Annotated in this window: 19 protein-coding genes; 6 read left to right on the top strand and 13 right to left on the bottom strand. The window is 71.4% G+C overall.

Annotated elements, in window-relative coordinates:
* Positions 1 to 29: 29 nt before the first annotated feature.
* From A8711_RS00235 to A8711_RS00220, 4 genes are all read right to left on the bottom strand, one after another.
* The gene (locus A8711_RS00235) at positions 30 to 2,084 is read right to left on the bottom strand and encodes an ABC transporter ATP-binding protein (protein WP_043326707.1); all 2,055 of its coding nucleotides are present in this window, start codon (positions 2,082 to 2,084) and stop codon (positions 30 to 32) included.
* Positions 2,081 to 3,814, bottom strand: coding sequence for an ABC transporter ATP-binding protein (locus tag A8711_RS00230; RefSeq protein ID WP_064447642.1), 1,734 nt, complete (start codon positions 3,812 to 3,814; stop codon positions 2,081 to 2,083). The genes A8711_RS00235 and A8711_RS00230 overlap by 4 nt, the downstream gene beginning before the upstream one ends.
* Positions 3,808 to 4,329 (bottom strand): MarR family winged helix-turn-helix transcriptional regulator, encoded by a 522-nt coding sequence (locus tag A8711_RS00225; protein ID WP_043330646.1) that lies wholly within the window; start codon positions 4,327 to 4,329, stop codon positions 3,808 to 3,810. The genes A8711_RS00230 and A8711_RS00225 overlap by 7 nt, the downstream gene beginning before the upstream one ends.
* Before the next feature lie 61 nt (positions 4,330 to 4,390).
* Complete coding sequence (locus A8711_RS00220) at positions 4,391 to 4,906, bottom strand: MarR family winged helix-turn-helix transcriptional regulator (protein WP_064447643.1); 516 nt, start codon at positions 4,904 to 4,906, stop codon at positions 4,391 to 4,393.
* 54 nt (positions 4,907 to 4,960) lie between these two features.
* Between A8711_RS00220 and A8711_RS00215 the strand changes: the two genes are divergently transcribed.
* Entirely contained in the window at positions 4,961 to 6,583 is a 1,623-nt protein-coding gene (locus A8711_RS00215) for an MFS transporter (RefSeq protein ID WP_043326702.1), read from the top strand.
* 53 nt (positions 6,584 to 6,636) lie between these two features.
* On the opposite strand, the gene A8711_RS00210 is transcribed toward A8711_RS00215, so the two are convergent.
* Entirely contained in the window at positions 6,637 to 7,080 is a 444-nt protein-coding gene (locus A8711_RS00210) for a DoxX family membrane protein (protein WP_069087151.1), read from the bottom strand.
* A gap of 84 nt (positions 7,081 to 7,164) precedes the next feature.
* Here A8711_RS00210 and A8711_RS00205 point away from each other — a divergent pair, with 84 nt between their 5' ends.
* Positions 7,165 to 7,704, top strand: coding sequence for a TetR/AcrR family transcriptional regulator (locus A8711_RS00205; RefSeq protein WP_064447645.1), 540 nt, complete (start codon positions 7,165 to 7,167; stop codon positions 7,702 to 7,704).
* 13 nt (positions 7,705 to 7,717) lie between these two features.
* Here the strand turns inward: A8711_RS00205 and A8711_RS00200 are convergent, their stop codons facing one another.
* Together A8711_RS00200 and A8711_RS00195 are read right to left on the bottom strand one after the other, a co-directional pair.
* Positions 7,718 to 9,157, bottom strand: coding sequence for a GuaB1 family IMP dehydrogenase-related protein (locus A8711_RS00200; RefSeq protein WP_069087150.1), 1,440 nt, complete (start codon positions 9,155 to 9,157; stop codon positions 7,718 to 7,720).
* A 125-nt stretch (positions 9,158 to 9,282) separates the two neighbouring features.
* On the bottom strand, positions 9,283 to 11,034 hold the full coding sequence (locus tag A8711_RS00195) for a biotin carboxylase N-terminal domain-containing protein (protein ID WP_069087149.1): 1,752 nt from the start codon (positions 11,032 to 11,034) through the stop codon (positions 9,283 to 9,285).
* A 132-nt stretch (positions 11,035 to 11,166) separates the two neighbouring features.
* On the opposite strand from A8711_RS00195, the gene A8711_RS00190 reads away from it, so the two are divergent.
* The 4 genes from A8711_RS00190 to A8711_RS00175 all read left to right on the top strand — a co-directional run bounded on the left by A8711_RS00190 (position 11,167) and on the right by A8711_RS00175 (position 15,083).
* Positions 11,167 to 11,757 carry a PadR family transcriptional regulator gene (locus A8711_RS00190; protein WP_043326691.1) on the top strand — a complete coding sequence of 197 codons (591 nt, stop codon included), beginning with the start codon at positions 11,167 to 11,169 and terminating at the stop codon, positions 11,755 to 11,757.
* A gap of 127 nt (positions 11,758 to 11,884) precedes the next feature.
* A complete protein-coding gene (locus A8711_RS00185; protein WP_043326688.1) occupies positions 11,885 to 12,844 on the top strand; it encodes a daunorubicin resistance protein DrrA family ABC transporter ATP-binding protein in 960 nt (319 codons plus the stop codon).
* 17 nt (positions 12,845 to 12,861) lie between these two features.
* Positions 12,862 to 13,617, top strand: coding sequence for an ABC transporter permease (locus A8711_RS00180; RefSeq protein WP_013284036.1), 756 nt, complete (start codon positions 12,862 to 12,864; stop codon positions 13,615 to 13,617).
* A 62-nt stretch (positions 13,618 to 13,679) separates the two neighbouring features.
* The gene (locus tag A8711_RS00175; protein ID WP_069087148.1) at positions 13,680 to 15,083 is read left to right on the top strand and encodes a sugar MFS transporter; all 1,404 of its coding nucleotides are present in this window, start codon (positions 13,680 to 13,682) and stop codon (positions 15,081 to 15,083) included.
* Between the two features lie 78 nt (positions 15,084 to 15,161).
* On the opposite strand, the gene A8711_RS00170 is transcribed toward A8711_RS00175, so the two are convergent.
* The 6 genes from A8711_RS00170 to A8711_RS00150 form a co-directional block, all read right to left on the bottom strand.
* On the bottom strand, positions 15,162 to 15,815 hold the full coding sequence (locus A8711_RS00170) for an O-methyltransferase (protein WP_069087147.1): 654 nt from the start codon (positions 15,813 to 15,815) through the stop codon (positions 15,162 to 15,164).
* A 9-nt stretch (positions 15,816 to 15,824) separates the two neighbouring features.
* Complete coding sequence (locus A8711_RS00165; protein ID WP_069087146.1) at positions 15,825 to 16,481, bottom strand: nucleoside triphosphate pyrophosphatase; 657 nt, start codon at positions 16,479 to 16,481, stop codon at positions 15,825 to 15,827.
* A gap of 10 nt (positions 16,482 to 16,491) precedes the next feature.
* Positions 16,492 to 17,559 carry a S8 family serine peptidase gene (locus A8711_RS31270; RefSeq protein WP_082931073.1) on the bottom strand — a complete coding sequence of 356 codons (1,068 nt, stop codon included), beginning with the start codon at positions 17,557 to 17,559 and terminating at the stop codon, positions 16,492 to 16,494.
* A 62-nt stretch (positions 17,560 to 17,621) separates the two neighbouring features.
* Positions 17,622 to 18,989 carry a hypothetical protein gene (locus A8711_RS32280; protein WP_158629857.1) on the bottom strand — a complete coding sequence of 456 codons (1,368 nt, stop codon included), beginning with the start codon at positions 18,987 to 18,989 and terminating at the stop codon, positions 17,622 to 17,624.
* Positions 18,986 to 19,438, bottom strand: coding sequence for a hypothetical protein (locus A8711_RS00155; protein WP_069087144.1), 453 nt, complete (start codon positions 19,436 to 19,438; stop codon positions 18,986 to 18,988). Before A8711_RS00155 ends, A8711_RS32280 begins: the two co-directional genes overlap by 4 nt.
* A gap of 100 nt (positions 19,439 to 19,538) precedes the next feature.
* Positions 19,539 to 19,751 (bottom strand): acyl-CoA carboxylase subunit epsilon, encoded by a 213-nt coding sequence (locus tag A8711_RS00150; protein ID WP_069087143.1) that lies wholly within the window; start codon positions 19,749 to 19,751, stop codon positions 19,539 to 19,541.
* Positions 19,752 to 19,780 lie beyond the last annotated feature (29 nt).

Below are 19,780 nucleotides of genomic sequence, written 5' to 3'. Positions count from 1 at the left end.
CCGGTGTCGGACCTGTGGCCGGGTCCACGTCAGTTCCCGACCGGCGTGCCGGCGCCGGCACGCATTCCGTTCGGCGGGCCGGCCGGTGCCGGCGCCGGAACCTCGTCGGTGATCACCGCGCCGGTGAACTGCGCCCGGTAGAGCCGGGCGTACGCGCCACCGGCGGCGACGAGCTGCTCGTGGGTGCCCTGCTCCACGATCCGGCCCTGCTCCATCATCAGGATCAGGTCGGCGTCGCGGATGGTGGAGAGCCGGTGCGCGATGACGAAGCTGGTCCGGTCCGAGCGCAGCGCCGCCATGGCGCGCTGGAGCAGCACTTCGGTGCGGGTGTCCACCGAGCTTGTCGCCTCGTCCAGGATCAGCAGTGACGGCTCGGCCAGGAACGCGCGGGCGATGGTGATGAGCTGCTTCTCGCCGGCGCTGACGTTGCTGCCCTCCTCGTCGATCACGGTGTCGTAGCCGTCCGGCAGGCTGCGGACGAACCGGTCCACGAACGTGGCCCGCGCGGCGGCGAGGATCTCCTCCTCGGTGGCGTCCGGGCGGCCGTAGGCGATGTTGTCCCGGATGGTGCCGCCGAACAGCCAGGTGTCCTGCAGGACCATGCCGATCCGGCCGCGCAGGTCGTCGCGGCGCATCGTGGAGATGTCCACCCCGTCCAGCGTGATCCGGCCGGCGTCCAGCTCGTAGAACCGCATGACCAGGTTGACCAGCGTGGTCTTGCCCGCGCCGGTGGGACCGACGATGGCGACCGTGTGGCCCGGCTCGGCGACCAGGGACAGGTCGTCGATGAGCGGCTTCTCCGGGTCGTACCGGAAGGAGACGTGCTCGAACTCGACCCGCCCGTGCGGGTCGGCGATCCGGGCCGGCTCGGCCGGGTCGGGGCTCTGCTCGTCGGCGTCGAGCACCGCGAAGACCCGCTCGGCCGAGGCCACGCCGGACTGCAGCAGGTTGGCCATCGAGGCGACCTGGGTGAGTGGCTGGGTGAACTGCCGCGAGTACTGGATGAACGCCTGCACGTCACCGAGGCTCATCGAGCCCGACGCCACCCGCAGCCCGCCGACCACCGCGATCGCGACGTAGCTGAGGTTCCCGATGAAGAACATCGCCGGCATGATGATGCCGGAGACGAACTGCGCGCCGAAGCTGGCCCGGAACAACTCCTCGTTCTTGGCGTGGAAGGCGGCCTCGACCTCCTTCTGCCGGCCGAAGACCTTGACCAGCTCGTGCCCGGTGTACGCCTCCTCGATCTGGCCGTTCAGCTCGCCGGTGTGCTTCCACTGCGCGATGAACTTGCCCTGGGACCGCTTCGCGATCTGGCCGGTGACCACCACCGACAGCGGCACCGCGACCAGCGCGACCAGCGCCAGCAACGGCGAGATCCAGAACATCATCCCGAGTACGCCGACGACTGTGAGCAGCGACGTGAGCAACTGGCTCAGCGTCTGCTGCAGCGTCTGCGACACGTTGTCGATGTCGTTCGTGACCCGGCTCAGCAGCTCACCCCGGGGCTGCTTGTCGAAGTACGGCAGCGGCAGCCGGTTGAGCTTGTCCTCCACGTCGGCGCGCAGCTTGAGCACGGTGCGCTGCACCACCCCGTTGAGCACCCAGCCCTGCGCCCACTGCAGGATGCTCGCGCCGATGTAGAGCACCACCGCGAACGCCAGCACCCGGCCCAGCGCGTCGAAGTCGATGCCGGCGCCGGGGATGACGTCCATCCGGGCCAGCATGTCGGCGAAGTTGCCGTTGCCCTCGGCGCGGGCCGCCTCCGCCGCCGCCTCGGTGGTGGTGCCGGGCGGGAGCTGCCGCCCGATCACCCCGCTGAAGATGATGTCGGTGGCGTGGCCGAGCACCTTCGGTCCGACGACGCTGAGCCCGACGCTGCCCAGGGCCAGCGCGAGCACGCCGGTGAGCTGGAGCCGGTACGGCCGCAGCCGCCCCAGCAGGCGGCGCGCCGACGGCCCGAAGTTCATCGCCTTCTCGGCCGGCATGCCCATGTTCATGTGCGGCGGTCCACCGGCGGGCCGGCGTCCGGCCGGAGGCAGCCGCTTCGGTTCGTTCTTCTGCTGCGGTACCGGCGCGCTCACGCGGCCACCTCCGCCGTCTGCTGCGACGCCACGATCTCGGCGTACGTGGGGCAGCTCTCCAGCAGTTCCTCATGTCGTCCCATCCCGACGACACCCCCGTCCTCGAGCACGATGATCTGGTCGGCGTCGACGATCGTGGAGACCCGCTGGGCCACGATTACCACCGCCGCGTCCGCGGTGACCGGCTTGAGGGCGGCCCGCAGCCGGGCGTCCGTGCCGAGGTCGAGCGCGGAGAAGGAGTCGTCGAAGAGATAGATCTCCGGTTTGCGTACGAGCGCACGGGCGATCGCCAGCCGTTGCCGCTGGCCACCGGAGACGTTCGTGCCGCCCTGCGCGATCGGCGCGTCCAGTCCGCCCGCCATCTCGGCGACGAAGTCACGCGCCTGGGCGATCTCCAGCGCGGCCCACAGGTCCGCGTCGGTGGCGTCCGGGTTGCCGTACCGCAGGTTGCTGGCGACGGTGCCGCTGAACAGGTACGGCCGCTGGGGTACCAGCCCGATCCGCCGCCACAGCTCATCCGGGGCGAGTTCCCGGACGTCCACGCCGTCGACCAGGACGGCGCCGGCGGTCGGGTCGACCAGCCGGGGGATCAGGGTCAGCAGCGTCGTCTTGCCGGCGCCGGTGGAGCCGATGATCGCTGTGGTCCGGCCCGGTTCGGCCCGGAACGAGATGTCGTGCAGCACCGGCGCGCTCGCGCCCGGGTACTGGAATCCGGCGCCGCGCAGTTCCAGCTCGCCGTGGCCGGTGACCTCGGTGACCGGGTCGGGCGCCGGCACCACCGACGAGTCGGTGTCCAGCACCTCCTCGATGCGTTCGGCGCAGACCGCGGCCCGGGGCACCATCATCAGCATGAAGGTGGCCATCATGACCGCCATCAGGATCTGCATCAGGTACTGCAGGAACGCGGTCAGCGCGCCGACCTGGATCTGGCCGGAGTCGACGCGCGCCGCGCCGAACCAGAGCACCGCGACGCTGGAGACGTTCAGGACCAGCATCACGATCGGGAAGATCAGCGCCTGGAGCCGTCCGATCCGCAGCGCGGTGGCGGTCAGGTCGGTGTTCGCCGCCCGGAACCGGTCGGTCTCGTACGGCTCCCGGACGAAGGCCCGGACCACCCGGATGCCGGTGATCTGCTCGCGCATCACCCGGTTGACGGTGTCGATCCGGGTCTGCATGAGCCGGAAGCCCGGCACCATCCGGCGGATGATCAGGCCCAGCGCGACGGCGAGCACCGGTACGCAGACCAGCATCAGCCAGGAGAGCCCGACGTCCTCGCGCAGCGCCATCACCACGCCGCCGACGCTCATGATCGGCGCGGCGACCAGCATGGTGCAGCTCAGCAGCACCAGCATCTGCACCTGCTGGACGTCGTTGGTGTTGCGGGTGATCAGGGACGGCGCGCCGAACCGGGCCACCTCGCGGGCGGAGAAGCTGTTCACCCGCCGGAAGATGGCGCCCCGCACGTCGCGGCCGAAGCCCATCGCGGTCTTCGCCCCGAAGTAGACGGCGGCGATCGAGCAGGCGATCTGGAGCAGGCTGACCAGCAGCATCCAGCCGCCCGTACGCAGGATCTGGTCGGTGTCGCCGACGGCGACGCCGCGGTCGATGATGTCGGCGTTGAGGCTGGGCAGGTAGAGCGAGGCGATGGTGCCGACGAACTGGAACGCCACCACGGCGACCAGCCATCGTCGGTACGGGCGTAGATGTGTGCGGAGCAGGCGGATCAACACGGATGGCTCCCCGTTGGCGGCTCGGTGTCGGACTCGCTGTCCCGGTTCAACCGACGGAGGTCTCCGTCGGACATGCCGGTGATGATTTCGATCAGGAACTCGCGGATGACCGCCCGCTTGTCCGGGTCGGCGTCGACGGACGTCAGTGGCCGGTCGCTGTGGATCATGTCGATGATGGTGCGGGCGTGCTCGCCGCCCTTGTCGGTGAGGGCGAGCCGGACGGTGCGGCGGTCCTCGGGCGCGCGGCGCCTGGTGACGAAGCCGTCGCGTTCGAGGGTGTCCACGATGCCGGTGAGCGTGGCGGGCCGGACGAAGCACAGCTCGGCCATTTCCCGGTGGCTCACGTCGCCGGATCGGAGGAGGATCATCAGGACCCGCATGCCGGCGGACGTGAGCCCGTGGTGTTCGGCGAGGTAACGCCCCCAGTGCTGCTCGACGACGTGGCCGGCGATGGAGACCAGCCGGCCGAGTGGCGCGTGGTGCAGGGCGTCGGGGAAGCGGACGAGCGGGCCCATGTTCACGAGCGTCAGATTAGCTCCCGAACCATCAGGGCCCAAACTATTTCTGAGAATCTCCTCAGCCGCGGTCGGCGCGGGCGCGCGGAGGCTCGTCCGGGGCGGTGGCGACGTACTCGCGCATCACCTCGGTGACCTCGCGCAGGAACGCCGTGGTGGCCTCGGCCTGCTCGGGGGTGAGCCGGGAGACCGCCCGGTCGACGCCGACGAGCATCGGGCGCAGCGCCTCCAGCACCTCACCCACGCCGCTCTCGGTCACCTGGAGGCTGAGCCGACGCCGGTCGTGCGGGTGCGGGGCCCGGGCGACGTGACCGGCCTGCACCAGCCGGTCCACGAGCGTGGTCGCCGAGGCGGACCGGATGCCGAGCCGGTTGCCCAGTTCGACCGGGCCCAGTGGCTCCGGGCTGGAGATCAGGTGATGGATCGCGGCGGCGTCGGTCGAGTTGAGGCCCAGGCGGCGGGCCAGCGCGGCCCGGGTGTCACCGGCGATCCGCAGCACCTCGCGCAGCGCCCGGGAGGTCTCGCTGCTCGGCGGCGGACCCGGTGCGGGCTCCCCGGTTGACGGCACCCCCTCCATGGGATAAAGCTAGCACTTCGGGTAGCTAGAAAATCTAGCTAAAGGGAGGGCACCATGCGCGGCGACGGGCGCGGACGCTGGTTCGGGCTGCTGGCCATCAGCCTCGGCGTAGCGATGATCATCGTGGACGCCACCATCGTGAACGTCGCGGTGCCGCAGATCATCCGGGACCTCGACATCACCTCCACCGACGCGCAGTGGGTGCAGGAGGCGTACACCCTGGTCTTCGCCGCGTTGCTGCTGGTCGCCGGCCGCTTCGCCGACCGGTCCGGACGGCGGCGGATGTTCCTCGTCGGCGTCACAGTGTTCGTGGTCGCCAGCGTCCTCGCCGCGCTCGCCGGCTCCGGCGAGACGCTCATCGCCGCCCGGGTGCTCCAGGGCGTCGGCGGGGCGATGATGCTGCCCACCTCGCTCTCCCTGCTCAACGCCAACTTCACCGGCCGGGAGAAGGGCATCGCGTTCGCCGTCTGGGGCTCCACCATCGGTGGCGCGGCAGCGCTCGGGCCGCTGCTCGGCGGCTGGCTCACCACCACGTACTCCTGGCGGTGGGCCTTCGGCATCAACGTCCCGGTCAGCCTCGCCGTGATCGTGGCGACGCTCGTGCTGGTGGCCGAGTCCCGCGACGACCGGGCCGAACGCGGCCTGGACCTCACCGGCGCGCTGCTCTCCGTGATCGGCATGACCGGCGTGGTCTTCGCGCTGATCGAGGGCCGCACCTACGGCTGGTGGGAGCGGGAACGGCCGTTCAGCCTCTTCGGGCTGGACTGGACCGCGTCGATCTCACCGGTGCCGGTGGCCGCGCTCCTCGGGCTCGCCGCGCTCGGGCTCTTCCTGACCCAGCAGGTACGCCGCAACCGGGCCGGCCGTCCGGCACTGCTCGACCTGTCGCTGTTCGGCATCGGCTCGTTCCGCAACGGCATCCTGGCCGCCGCGATCGTCAGCCTGGGCGAGTTCGGCCTGCTGTTCGCGCTGCCGCTGTGGTTCCAGAACGTGCTCGGCTACAGCGCCTTCCGGACCGGCCTGGCGCTGCTGCCGCTCGCCGTCGGCAGCTTCCTGGCCAGCGGCATCGGTGCGCCGCTGACCCAGCGCTGGGGCGCGGCCCGGGTGGTCCAGCTCGGTGTCGCCGCCGAACTGGTCGGCGTGGCCGGGCTCGGATTCGTGGTCGCGCCGGACACCAGCTGGTGGGCGCCGGTGGGCTTCCTGTTCGTCTACGGCGTCGGCGTCGGCCTGGCCACCGCCCAGCTCACCGGCGTCTCGCTGTCCGAGGTGCCGGTACGCCGCAGCGGCCAGGGCTCGGGCCTGCAGAGCACCGCCCGGCAGGTCGGCTCCGCGCTCGGCATCGCGGTGCTCGGCACCGTGCTCTTCGCCGGCCTCGGCGGGCTGCTCGGCGACCGCCTGGCCGACCAGCCCGGCCTCGACCCGGCCCAGCGGGACCAGGTGGTCAGCGCGGTCAAGGAGAGCGCCGGCGCGGCGATCGGCGGGCTGGAGGCGGACCCGCGTACCGCGCCGATCGCCGAGGAGGCGAAGGCGGCGTTCTCCGACGCCACCCGGTACGCGGCGTTCGCGGGCGCCGGCTTCCTGCTGATCGGTCTGGTCGCCTGCCTGCGCCTGCCGACAGTTCGCCACGGGGAGACCGGGGAGTCCCAGCCCGCCGAAGCGGAGCCGTCCCGGGCCTGAGCCGGGTTCCGCCGGTCGGCGTGGGCGGGCGGGGTCGCCGGGCCCGCGGCGGGTCATCCGCCGAGGGTCACCGTCAGCGCCGCGGCCACGAAGACGACCTGGAGCACGGTACGGACGCCGAGCGGCGTCACCGGGCGCCCGGCGAGCGTGAGGCGTCGCCGTGCGGCTGACACGTTGGCCGGGAACATGGCGAGCATCAGCAGTGCCAGCCCGGCCGCCGCCGGGCGCGCGGTGGCCGGGAACAGCAGCGCGAGCGCGCCGGCCAGTTCCAGTACGCCGGTGACGGTGACCAGCAAGGCCGGCCGGGGCAGCGACGGCGGGACCATCGCGATGAGGTCGTCGCGGCGGGACGCGAAGTGGGCCACGCCGGTCAGCACGAACATCAGCGCCAGCCCCACTCGCAGCGCGGGGTGCCACCCGTCCAGGGCGTCCACGCCGAGCAGGCCGGCTATCCGGGCCAGCGCGGTGCCGGCGAGCAGTGCGATCAGGGGTGCCATTGTCGATCCCTCCGACGAACATCTTGTCGCTGACAAGATTGCGACGATGGTGCCATCTTGTCAATGACAAGTTAGGGTGACTGCATGGCCTCGTACCACCACGGCGACCTCCGCCGCGTCCTGCTGAGCACCGCCGCCGAGGCGATCGCCGAGTCCGGACCGGCCGCGCTGAGCCTGCGTGAGCTGGCTCGGCGCGCCGGGGTCTCGCACGCCGCGCCGGCGCACCACTTCGGCGACAAGGCCGGGCTGCTCACCGCGTTCGCCACCCAGGGCTTCGACCTGCTCGCCGACGCGTTGCGGCAGGCCGGGGACGACCTGCTCGACACGGGCGTGGCCTACGTCGGGTTCGCGGTGCGGCACCGGGCGCACTTCGACGTCATGTTCCGGCCCGAGCTGTACCGGGCCGACGACCCGGAGCTGGTCGCCGCCCGCGCCCGCTCCGGCGACGTGCTGCGCGAGGGGGTGGCCCGGCACACCGGGCGGGAGCCGGACGCCGACGCGCTCGCCGCCTGGTCGATCGTGCACGGCTTCGCCACGCTCTGGCTCTCCGGCGCGCTGCCGCCACGGGTGGGCGACGACCCGGAGGCTGCCGCCCGTACCGTGATCAGGCGGTTGTTCGACTGAGCGGGACCGAACGTCACCAGCTCGTCGGCAGCGGCATCCCCTCGGTGTAGCCGGCGGCGCTCTGCACACCGACGAGCGCCCGCTCGTGGAACTCCTCCAGGCTGCGCGCGCCCGCGTAGGTGAACGCGCTGCGCACCCCGGAGATGATCTCGTCGATCAGGTCCTCGACGCCGGGCCGGTTCGGGTCCAGGTACATCCGGGCCGAGGAGATGCCCTCCTCGAAGATCGCCTTCCGGGCCCTGTCGAACGCGCTGTCCTCGGCCGTACGGGCGCTCACCGCACGCGAGGACGCCATGCCGAAGCTCTCCTTGTAGCGCCGCCCGTCGGCGTCGGTGTACAGGTCGCCGGGGGACTCGTAGGTGCCGGCGAACCAGGAGCCGATCATCACGTTCGACGCGCCCGCGGCCAGCGCCAGCGCCACGTCGCGCGGGTGGCGTACGCCGCCGTCGGCCCACACGTGCCGCCCCAGCGAGCGGGCCGCCGCGGCGCAGTCGAGCACCGCGGAGAACTGCGGACGGCCCACGCCGGTCATCATCCGGGTGGTGCACATCGCGCCCGGCCCGACACCCACCTTCACGATGTCCGCACCGGCGTCGACCAGGTCACGTACGCCATCAGCGGTGACCACGTTCCCCGCCGCCACCGGCACCGGCGGGTCCAGCCGGCGGACCGCCCGCAGCGCCTGGAGCATCCGCTCCTGGTGCCCGTGCGCGGTGTCCACGACGAGCGTGTCCACCCCGGCCTCCAGCAGGGCGGCGGCCTTGCCGGTGACGTCGCCGTTGATGCCCACCGCGGCGGCGATCCGCAACCGCCCCCGGTCGTCCACCGCGGGCTTGTACAGCGTGGCGCGCAGCGCGCCTTGCCGGGTCAGCACCCCGACCAGGCGGCCGTCGCCGTCCACCACCGGCGCGATCCGCCGCCGGCCCGCCGACAGCCGGTCGAATCCGGTACGCGGGTCCGCGTCCGCCGGCACGGTGTGCAGCTCGGTCGACATCACGTGCCGGAGCTGGGCGAAGCGGTCCACCCCGACGGTGTCCGCCTCGGTCACCACGCCCATCGGCCGGCCGTCCCCGTCGACCACCACCACCGCGCCGTGCGACCGCTTCGGCAGCAGGTGGATGGCGTCGCCGACGGTGTCGGTCGGGCCGAGGGCGATCGCCGTGTCGTGCACCAGGTGCCGCTGCTTGACCCAGCCCACCACGTCGGCGACGACCTCGATCGGGATGTCCTGCGGGATCACCGCCACCGCGCCGCGCCGGRCCACCGTCTCGGCCATCCGCCGGCCCGCGACGGCCGTCATGTTCGCCACCACGAGCGGGATGGTGGTACCCGTCCCGTCGGTGGTGGCCAGGTCGACGTCGAGCCGGGAGCCCACCTCGGACCGGTTGGGCGCCATGAAGACGTCGTTGTAGGTCAGGTCGTGCGCGGGGACCGCGCCGTGAAGGAACCGCACCCGGCCATCATTCCCGCCCCGGGCCGTGCCCGCCCCCGGTGGTGGCTCACACCACCCGGCCTCGCGCTGTTAAGAAGGGGCCCCTTCACTACCTCAGGCGTTAAGAAGGGGCCCTTCCTTACACCTCAGGCGATGGTGCAGATCGCGGCGCCGGACGTGATCACCGCGCCGACCTCGGCGGCGAGCCCGCTGACCGTGCCGGCCTTGTGCGCGTGCAGCGGCTGCTCCATCTTCATCGCCTCCAGCACCACGACCAGGTCGCCCTCGGCCACCTCGTCGCCGTCGGCGACCGCGATCTTCACGATCGTGCCCTGCATCGGCGAGGTGAGCGTGTCGCCGCTGACCGCGGCGCCCGCCTTGCCTCCGCCGCCCCGGCGGGCCGGCTTCTTCGCGGCGGGCGCGGCTGCCGCCGTACCCGCGCCGAGCCCGGCGGGGAGGACGACCTCCAGCCGCTTGCCGCCCACCTCGACCACGACGGTCTCGCGCTCGGCCGGCTCGTCGGCGGCGCCGGCGGCGGCGGTGAACGCCGGTACGGTGTTGTCCCACTCGGTCTCGATCCACCGAGTGTGCACGGTGAACGGTTCGGCGGTGAACGCCTCGTCGCGGATCACCAGGCGGTGGAAGGGCAGCGCGGTGGCCATGCCGTCGACCACCATCTCGTCGAGCGCCCGGCGGGCCCGCTCCAGCGCCTCGGCGCGCGTCTCGCCGACGATGATCACCTTGGCGAGCAGCGAGTCGAAGTTGCCGCCGATCACGTCGCCGGCCGAGATGCCGGTGTCCACCCGCACGCCCGGCCCGGAGGGCAGGCGCAGCGCGGTGACGGTGCCCGGGGCGGGCAGGAAGTTGCGGCCCGGGTCCTCGCCGTTGATCCGGAACTCGATGGCGTGTCCGCGCGGCGTCGGGTCCTCGGTGAAGCGCAGCTTCTCCCCGTCGGCGATGCGGAACTGCTCGCGTACCAGGTCGATGCCGGCGGTCTCCTCGGTCACCGGGTGCTCGACCTGGAGCCGGGTGTTGACCTCCAGGAAGGAGATCGTGCCGTCCGCGCCGACCAGGTATTCCACGGTGCCGGCGCCGTGGTAGCCGGCCTCGCGGCAGATGGCCTTGGCGCTGTCGTGGATCTGGGCGCGCTGGGCGTCGGTGAGGAACGGCGCGGGCGCCTCTTCGACGAGCTTCTGGTGCCGGCGCTGCAGCGAGCAGTCCCGGGTGCCCACCACGATCACGTTGCCGTGCTGGTCGGCCAGCACCTGCGCCTCGACGTGGCGCGGCTTGTCGAGGTAACGCTCGACGAAGCACTCGCCCCGGCCGAACGCGGCGACCGCCTCGCGGGTGGCCGACTCGAACAGGTGCGGGATCTCCTCCATGGTGCGGGCGACCTTGAGGCCACGCCCGCCACCGCCGAAGGCGGCCTTGATGGCGACCGGCAGGCCGTGGTCGACGGCGAACGCCATCACCTCGTCCGCGTTGCCCACCGGGTCCGGGGTGCCGGGCACCAGCGGCGCGCCGGCCCGCTGCGCGATGTGCCGGGCGGTCACCTTGTCGCCGAGGTCGCGGATCGCCTGCGGGGTGGGCCCGATCCAGGTCAGCCCGGCGTCGATGACGGCCTGGGCGAAGTCGGCGTTCTCGGAGAGGAAGCCGTAGCCGGGGTGCACCGCGTCCGCGCCGGAGCGGGCCGCGACGTCGATCAGCTTGTCGATGCGCAGGTAGCTGTCCGCGGCGGTGTCGCCGCCGAGCGCGTACGCCTCGTCGGCGAGCGTGGCGTGCAGGGCGTCCCGGTCGGAGTCCGCGTAGACGGCGACGCTCGCCAGGCCGGCGTCGCGACAGGCGCGAATGACGCGGACGGCGATCTCGCCGCGGTTGGCGATGAGAACCTTGCGCACCTTGAGGCTCCTCCCGGGAGGTCGTTGCCGGGAGTTTAGCGGCCTGCCTGCGGAGCCTAACGATCGCTCAGTGTGGGATGCGGCACTGTAGTCAAATTTGCCTATTACGCTTGTCCGGTGTCGGCAACGAGGATGATGATTCTGGGCCTGGTCCGGTGGATGCAGCCGGTGCACGGCTACGACGTGCGCCGTGAGCTGCTGAGCTGGAGCGCGGACAAGTGGGCCAACGTGCAGCCCGGCTCGATCTACCACGCGCTGCGCAAACTCACCGACGAGGGCCTGCTGCGGACCGTCTCGGTCGAGCAGGTGGGCGCCCGCCCGGCCCGCACCACGTACGAGGTGACGGCGAAGGGGGAGGACGAGTTCGAGACGCTGCTGCGCGCGCAGTGGTGGCAGGTGCAGGAGCCGCCGGACCCGTTCGTGGCGGCGTTCTCCTTCCTGCCGGCGATGCCGCGCGAGGAGGCCGCGGCGGCGCTGCGCAACCGGGCGAACCTCCTTCGCGCCGGGGTCGAGTCGATGCGCGCCTCGCTCGACTCGGACTGGGTACGCACCCGCAAGCCGGTGCACGTCGGGTGGATGTTCGAGCTGTGGCTGGCCCGCGCCGAGGCGGAGACGGCGTGGTGCGAGCGGATCGCGGAGCGGATCGAGTCGGGAGTGTCGTACCTGCCGGATGGGATGGAGCGGGCCGAGGGCTGGTCGGGCTGGACCGACGGCTCCCGATGACACGACATAATCAACGTTGACCAAAGAAGCTATATCGCGTTAGCCTCGGCAGGAATCGCGGGGGATTCGTGCGTCCTCGCGGACGATCGGCGGCCGGTCAGGCCCGCCCGGACGACCAGGAGCAGAAATGATCGAGACCAGGGGGTTGCGGAAGTCGTACCGCTCCCGCGAGGGTCGCGAGACGAAGACCGTGGACGCCGTCCGCGGCGTCAACCTCGACGTCGCCGAGGGGGAGATCTTCGGCTTCCTCGGGCCCAACGGCGCCGGCAAGACCACCACGCTACGGATGCTCGCCACGCTCATCGAGCCGGACGGCGGCGAGGCCACCGTGGCCGGCGCCGACCTGCGCAAGGACCCGGCCGAGGTGCGCCGCCGGATCGGGTACGTGGCCCAGGGCGGCAGCACCTGGGACGAGTCGAGCGCCCGCGAGGAGCTGGTGCTCCAGGCCCGCCTCTACGGCATCAGCAAGGCCGAGGCGCACCGACGCGCCGAGCGCGCGCTCGAAGCCTTCCAGCTCACCGAGTACGCCGACCGCAAGTGCAAGACCTACTCCGGCGGCCAGCGCCGGCGGGTCGAGATCGCGCTCGGCATCATCCACGAGCCGAAGATCGTCTTCCTGGACGAGCCGACCACCGGCCTCGACCCGCAGAGCCGCGCGCACATGTGGGACGAGATCCGCCGGCTGCGTACCGAGGGGATGACCGTCTTCATCACCACGCACTACCTGGACGAGGCGGACGCGCTCTGCGACCGCATCGCGATCATGGATCACGGCGAGATCGTCGCCGAGGGCACGCCGGCCGAGCTGAAGCGGGAGATCTCCGGCGAGGTGGTGATCGTCGGACTGGACGCCCCGAGCACCCCGCGCGCCGCCGAACTGCTCGACACCGAGGCGTACGTGAGCAAGCTGGAGACCGTTGACGAGGGCGGCCTGCGCCTCTACGTCGACGAGGGCGCCACCGCCATCCCGCAGGTGCTGCGCCGCCTCGACCACGCCGGGCTGGACCTGCGCTCGATCGAGCTGCACCGGCCCAGCCTCGACGACGTCTTCCTCACCAAGACCGGCCGCTCGCTGCGCGAGTCCTGAACCCCGGAGAAGCTGTCATGAAACTCGCCCGCGACACCTGGCTGATCTTCCAGCGCCAGACGCAACTGCTGCTGCGCAACCCGGTGTGGATCTTCGTCGGCGTCTTCCAGCCGGTGATGTACCTGCTCCTGTTCGCCCCGCTGCTCAAGCCCGCGCTGAACGCCCCGACGCAGGCCGCCGCGTACAAGATCTTCGTGCCCGGCCTGCTCGTGCTGCTGGCCATCTTCGGCGGCCTGTTCCAGGGCTTCGGCCTGATCGCCGAACTGCGGGCCGGCGTGATCGAGCGCTCCCGGGTCACCCCGGTCAGCCGGCTCGCGCTGCTGCTCGGCCGGTCCCTGCGGGACGTGGTCTCGCTCATCGCGCAGGCGATCATCATCACGCTGCTGGCGCTCGCGTTCGACCTGCGCGTCTTCATCGGCAACCTGCTCCTGGCGTACCTGATGCTCGCCCTCATCGCGCTGATGACCTCGGCCGTCTCCTACGGCATCGCGCTCAAGGTCAAGAGCGAGGACGCGCTCGCCCCGCTCATGAACACCGTCGCGCAGCCGGTGCTGCTGCTCTCCGGCATCCTGCTGCCGCTCACCTTCGCCCCCGGCTGGCTCCAGGGCGTGGCCAAGTGGAACCCGTTCTCCTGGGCGGTCGAGGGCACCCGCGCGCTGTTCAACGGCGACCTCGGCAACGACCGCGTCTGGCAGGGCCTCGGCATCATCGCGGTGCTCGCCGCCGCAGGCGTTTTCTGGGCCGCCCGCCAGTTCGCCCGCAGTGTCCGCTGACCAGGAGAGACGTACCTCTCAGGAGGCAGGGGGCACCGGCGCCACGCGCGTAGCGTGGGCCGGTGCCCCGCCTCACCCGTGACCGGATCACCTGGCTGACCTACGCCCAGCTCGGTCTCTGGGGCTTCTTCCTCTACGGATTCGGCCCGGTCGTACCGCTGCTCCGCGACGAACAGGGCACCAGCGCCGCCGTCGCCGGCCTGCACAGCACCGGCATCGCCGTCGGCGCGCTGGCCGGCGGAGCGCTGTTCGCCCCGATCGCCCGCCGCCTCGGCCGCGGCCCCGCCATCTGGCTCGGCCTCGCCGGCGTCGCCGCCGGCGTCACCGCGCTCGGCCTGCTCCGCCCGCTACCGGCCACGCTCGCCGCCGTCGCGGTCATCGCCACCTTCGGCATGATGATCGTCAGTGGCGTCAGCGTGGTGCTCACCGCCCGGCACGGACCCGCCGCCCCCGCCGCGCTCACCGAGGCCAACGCCGCGTGCGCCGGCATGGGCATCCTGGCGCCGCTGACCATCGGCGCCAGCGTCGACGCCGGCCTCGGCTGGCGACCGCTGATGGCCGTCGAGGTCGGGCTGATCACGCTTGTCGCGCTCGCGGCTCTGACCTTCCGGGTACGCGGGCCGAACCGCGCCCCCGCTGTCGCGGCTGCCGGCACACCGGTCGCCGTGGCCGCATCCACCCGGGTGCCCGCCGTCCCCACGTCCGGGGTGGCCGAGGCCGCCGCGCCCGCTCCGGCAGTACCCGCCGTCGGCGCATCCGACGCCGCCGTGCCCGCTTCGGGCGCTCCCGTCACCGTGTCGTCCGGGGGCGCCGCGCCTGTGCCCGCTTCGGCCGTGCCCGCGCCGGGGTTGCCGGCGTCGGAGGTGCCCGCCTCCGGGGTGCGTGGGGCAGCGGGGCGGCTGCCGCGTGCGTACTGGATCGCCTGGGTTCTGATGTCCGTCACCGGGTCGATCGAGGTCTGCCTGTCGCTCTGGACCGCCGACGTGCTGCGGACCCACGCCGGGCTGAGCGCGGGCGGGGCGTCGGCGGCGGTGGCCGCGATCGTCTGCGGCATGTTCGCCGGCCGGATCGCCGGTGGCCGGGCCGCGCTGCGCTGGCCGCCGGTGCCGCTGCTGCTCGGCGCGCTCACCGTCTCGCTGGCCGGGTTCGCGCTGTTCTGGGGCAGTACGGTCGGCTGGCTCGCCGTCACCGGCCTGGTCGTGCTCGGCCTGGGCAACGCGCTGCACTACCCGCTGGCGATCTCCATCGCGCTCGCAGTCGCCGGTCCGGCCGCCGACAAGGCGGCGGGCTGGTCGGCGTACTCGATGGGTGTGGGTTTCGGGATCGCGCCGGTCGCGCTCGGGTGGGTGGCCGACGGCGCCGGCCCGCACCCGGCGTTCCTGCTGCTGCCCGCGTTCATCGCGGTGGCGGTGCTGCTGACGGTGCGGCTGGGGCGTGCCTTGCCCGCGCCGGTCCGCGCGACCTGATCGACTCCATTTCGGCGAGGTGGTGGTATCCGGTGTTCAGGGTTGCCGCCACTTCGGCGAGGTTGTGTTCGGGCCGGCTCAGAGCACTCGGGCGAGCGTGACGCCGTCGGCGATCGGCAGCATGACCGCCTCGACGCGCACGTCCGCGATCACCGCGTCGTTGAAGGCGGCGATCGCCCGGTCGTCGGCGTTGCGCGGGGCGAGCACCCGGCCGTCGCGCAGCGTGTTGTCGACGGCGACCACCGCGCCGGGGCGCATGCGCGGCACCAGCTCGTCCCAGTAGATCGGGTAGCCGACCTTGTCCGCGTCGATGAACGCGAAGTCCAGGTAACGCTCGCGGGGCAGCTCGCGCAGCGTCTCGGCGGCCGGGCCGATGCGCAGCTCGATCCGGTCCTGCACACCGGCGCGCTCCCAGTAGCGCCGGGCCACGCCCGTGTACTCCTCGGAGATGTCGAAGCAGGTCAGCCGCCCGCCATCGGCGAGCCCTCGGGCGATCGCCAGCGAGGAGAGGCCGGTGAACGTGCCCACCTCGACCGCCTGCCGTACGTCGAGCAGCCGGGTCAGGAACGTCAGGAACGCCGCCTGCTCCGGCGCGACCTGCATGACCGCCTCGGCGGGCAGGGCCGCCCGGGTCTCCTCGGCCAGCTCCCGGACGATCTCGTCCGGCGCGGACCCATGGGCCACCAGATAGGCGTGCAGTTCCGGGGTGAGCGGCAGAGGCTTCGTGGTCATGTCCGGACGTTAGCCGAGATGCTCGATCTCCTGGCCCCCGGGCGCGACCTTCGTCCACAGGTCGACGATGCTCAGCTCCACCTCGGCGAGCAGCCGGCGCAGCAACGGCAGGGACAACCCCACCACTGTGCCCGGGTCACCCTCGATCCCGGTCAGGAACGCGCCGCCCAGCCCGTCGATGGTGAACGCGCCGGCAACGGCCAGCGGCTCGCCCGTCGCCACGTACGCGGCGATCTCCTCGTCGCTGATGTCGGCGAAATGCACAGTGGTCGACGCGACGGCCTCGGCCCGCGACTCGTACGTCACGTCGATCAGACTGTGCCCGGTGTGCAGGACACCGCTGCGCCCGCGCATCCGCTGCCACCGCCGGGTGGCGTCCGCCGCGTCATCAGGCTTGCCGAGGATCTCACCGTCGAAGGCCAGCACCGAGTCACAGCCGAGCACGAGAGTGCGCTCATCCCGCGACGGCCGCAGCCGATCGCGTACGGCCTGCGCCTTCAACCGGGCCAACTCCAGACACAGATCCTCGGCGCGCTCGCTGACCACCTGCGACTCGTCCACGCCGCTGACCAGCACGTCGGGCTCGATGCCAGCGGCCTGGAGCAACTTGCGGCGGGCGGGAGACTGCGAGGCGAGCACGAGGCGCACCGGTACGGAGGTCGACACCCCGCCGACGCTACCGGCTGACCCTCGGCGGCGGGTCGTCGGCACGTCGGCGCCGACGCCAGAACAGGTATCCGCCGCCCGCCGCCACCAGCACACCCAGGGTGGCGAGCCCGCGTACGGTCGCGCTGCTGTCGTCGCCCTTTTCCGGGGCTGCCTCCGCCGACGCCGGTGGCGTGACGTTCGAGGACTCGAAGCCGAGCGGGGGGACATCAGCGGTGAGCGCCGCTACCAGGTCGATGACGCCATAGCCGTACTGGTCGTCGCGGCCTGGTGGTCCCTTGTCGACGGCGGTGGCGGTCAGCCGGTGGGCGACTTCCTGCGCGGGGAGGTTGGGGTACTTGGAGCGGATCAGGGCAGCAGCGCCGGCAACAATCGCGGTAGCACTGGATGTCCCCGTGCCCTTCGAATATTTGCCGCCGTAGCTGGTGCTGTAGATATCAACGGCTGGGGCAACAATATCAATCTCTGGCCCGCGGACTGAAACGGAAGCGTGGTTTCCCGTGCGGTCTACTCCTCCGACTGCAATTACACCGGGCTCACTTGCGGGATAGCCAACATGAGTGTCGTCGGGGGCGTTTCCGGCAGCTGCGACAACGATAATGTTGGCCGAAAGGGCAGCCCGAGTTGCGTTAACCAACTCGGGGCTTGATGCGCCGCTACTGGAGACGCTAATTATATCGGCATGTTGCGAGATTGCGTAGCGTATCCCCGAAGCGAGGTCATCTGCTTCTCCTATATTGTTCCCGCCGGAGGACTGGATTGGCAAGATCTTTGCCGCCGGGGCAATCCCAATCGCTCCTGTTCCGTCTGACTGCCCATGCGCGGCGATTAGGCCGGCCATGCTGGTGCCGTGACTGTTCAGGTCACTGCGGCCGTCGCCGGACCTGCCCGCTATTGTTGTCGTCCCGGGAAGTAGATTACTTAGTAGGTCTGGGTGGGGGTCAACGCCGGTGTCAGGAACTGCAACTAGCACCCCGCTCCCGCGGCTGATTGAATTGGCGTCATCCGCCCGTAAGTAGCGCAGGTGCCACTGGTCTGCCCGTATGAGGTCTGCGGGCGCAGTCGGTGCTGCGATCATTTGTTGTGCCGGTAGGGCTCCGAGGAGTGTCAGAAGTGCTGCCAGGAGCGGTCGACCCACACTCACCGGTTAAAGCCGATTGCTGGGCCAGGGTCTATCGGGCCGTCCTCTTCCGGTGGAAGCATCACGGGATCCACGCCTCTGTTGGTTCGCCATGGATGGTCCGCGTCCCACAGCGGTGTTCCCTCGCCGTCATGCTCGCGCCGGTTCCTAGTACCAAAGTGCGATGCTGCAGAAGGTGAGCCGCCTACTGGGAAGTTGCCGTAGCTAGCTCCTGGTTGAGTAGTTCGTCCTGCTCCAGGCCTAGAACCCGCCGCGCCGCTAGGTGCAGTGCCTGCGCCGCCACCAATGACCCCACCAATGGGATTTACGCGCCGCGGATTGTTGGGAGTTGGTTGGCCGATGCTCCCGCCTGTCGGTGTTCCAATAAAGCCATTGGGCAGAGCCTGGCGTCCGCTGCCGCCAGGTGAAGTGCGGTTCGGGTCGTTGAAAGGCAGGTTTGGCCCGCTCGGGGGTGCTGGCGGGCGCGGCGAAACTGGTCCCATGCTTCCTGTGGGTGCGAAACCTGCCTGGGCGCCAATGCTGGGCGTGGTTGGAGACGTCGGCTTGATGGGTGGCGCAGATGCCTCAGGCGGGGCCTGCGCCGTGCCAGGTGCGGCTGCTCCGAGTATCGGTCCGACGCCGCTGATCGGAGGCGTCAAGGGTTTCGTCTCGACGGGGGAGACCGCAGGGTTTCTAGGCGACGGTTTCCCCGAGCTGCCTGAAACCTGCACTGGAACGACAGGCGGGATAATTGGAGGAGCCTGGTCGTAGGTGTCGGGATCATTAACCTGACGACCTGGACGACCGGGGCCGACTGGTGTTGGCGGGCGCTGGAGCATGACCTGGGCGTGCTGTAGCTCGCCGCTCAACCCCGTCATCAACCCGCGCGCCCGTACGTTCAACTGCTCCAAGTCGTCGTCCGTGACCGGGGGCCGTTCCGGCAACCGGCTACCCGCCACCGCCTTCGGGTCGGCGATCGTCGCCTCGTACGCCCGCTTCTGCCGCAGCCTCTTCTCGTACTCCTCGTGCAGGGGTTGCAGCTCGGCCCGCGCGCTGCCGATGGCGCGGGTGGCGGCGGCGAGCGCGTCGTAGTTCGCGGCGGCGGCGTCGTGGGTGCGCTGCACGCGGTCGATGAGCTGGTCGAGTTCGGCGATGTACGCCCGCGCGGCGGCATTGGTCTCGGGTGGCCAGGCCTCGGCGAGGCCGCGCCGGTATTCCCGCAGCCGACTCAGGTGGGTCAGCGCGAGGTCACAGACCTTGCGCCAACCGGCGACCTGCTTCCACTGGCCGGCGGTGTCCTGGTCCTGGAGGCACGCCCACATGCTGAGGACGTCCATCAGCCGCCAGTCGGTCAGCCCGGAGGTGCGTCCGCTGCCCCGTTCGATCACGGCAGGATCACCCGGCTCTGTTCGGGGGCGGTGGGGTCGGCCAGTGGCGGCAGCGGGCGGGCGACGGTGCTCGACGGCCCGGCGAGTGCCCGTTCGACGTCGGTGACCCGTGCGGAGGAGAACGCGTCGGCGTCGCCGTAGTGGTTGGCGATCCGGCCGGCGGCGTCGGCGAGCCGGCCGGTGGCGGGTGCCAGGTCCCACACGGCGCTGACCGCTGCCGTCTGGGTGTCGTGGTGGGCCTGGAGGAAATGGACCAGCTCGATGAAGGCGTCGGCCGGGTTCGGCACCGGGGCCCTCATGTCGTCGGCGATGTACGACAGATGCGGCGAGTAGTTGCGCGTCACCTCGTCCTGGAGGCGGTCGGCGAACTCCCGCATCTGTCGGATGTCGGCCTCGATGCCGCCGTAGCCGCGCAGCCAGCCGGCTGGCTGGTTGTCCTCCGGGATCATCGGAGCCTCCTGCCCGTCACCACACGGTTTCCCTGAGTGAGGTTAGTGGCTCAACGTGGATCCCGGCAGCCCCGCCCGGCGCCGCGGGTGGAACCAGACGTCAGCGGGGCAGGCCGGAGGCCCGCCACGCGCCGACGCCGGCGACCGGGCCGGCGAGGGCGGGACGTGCGCTGCGCGCCCACTGCGACACGGGGGCCGGCGTGGCGGCCTGGGCCGGGCGGGTACGCACCATGATCGCGCCGACCAGAGCGGCCAGCTCCTCGGCGGTGGGCACGCCGCGGACGATCCGGAACAGCGGCTCTTCGGCAGACATGCCCCAAGGGTAACCGTCACGAATTCGAC

It is taken from the genome of Micromonospora sp. II (genome assembly GCF_001709195.1).
GTDB lineage: Bacteria > Actinomycetota > Actinomycetes > Mycobacteriales > Micromonosporaceae > Micromonospora > Micromonospora chalcea.
The sequence above is the reverse complement of the archived record's forward strand: the minus strand, read 5'-3'. Positions and strand labels throughout refer to the sequence as shown.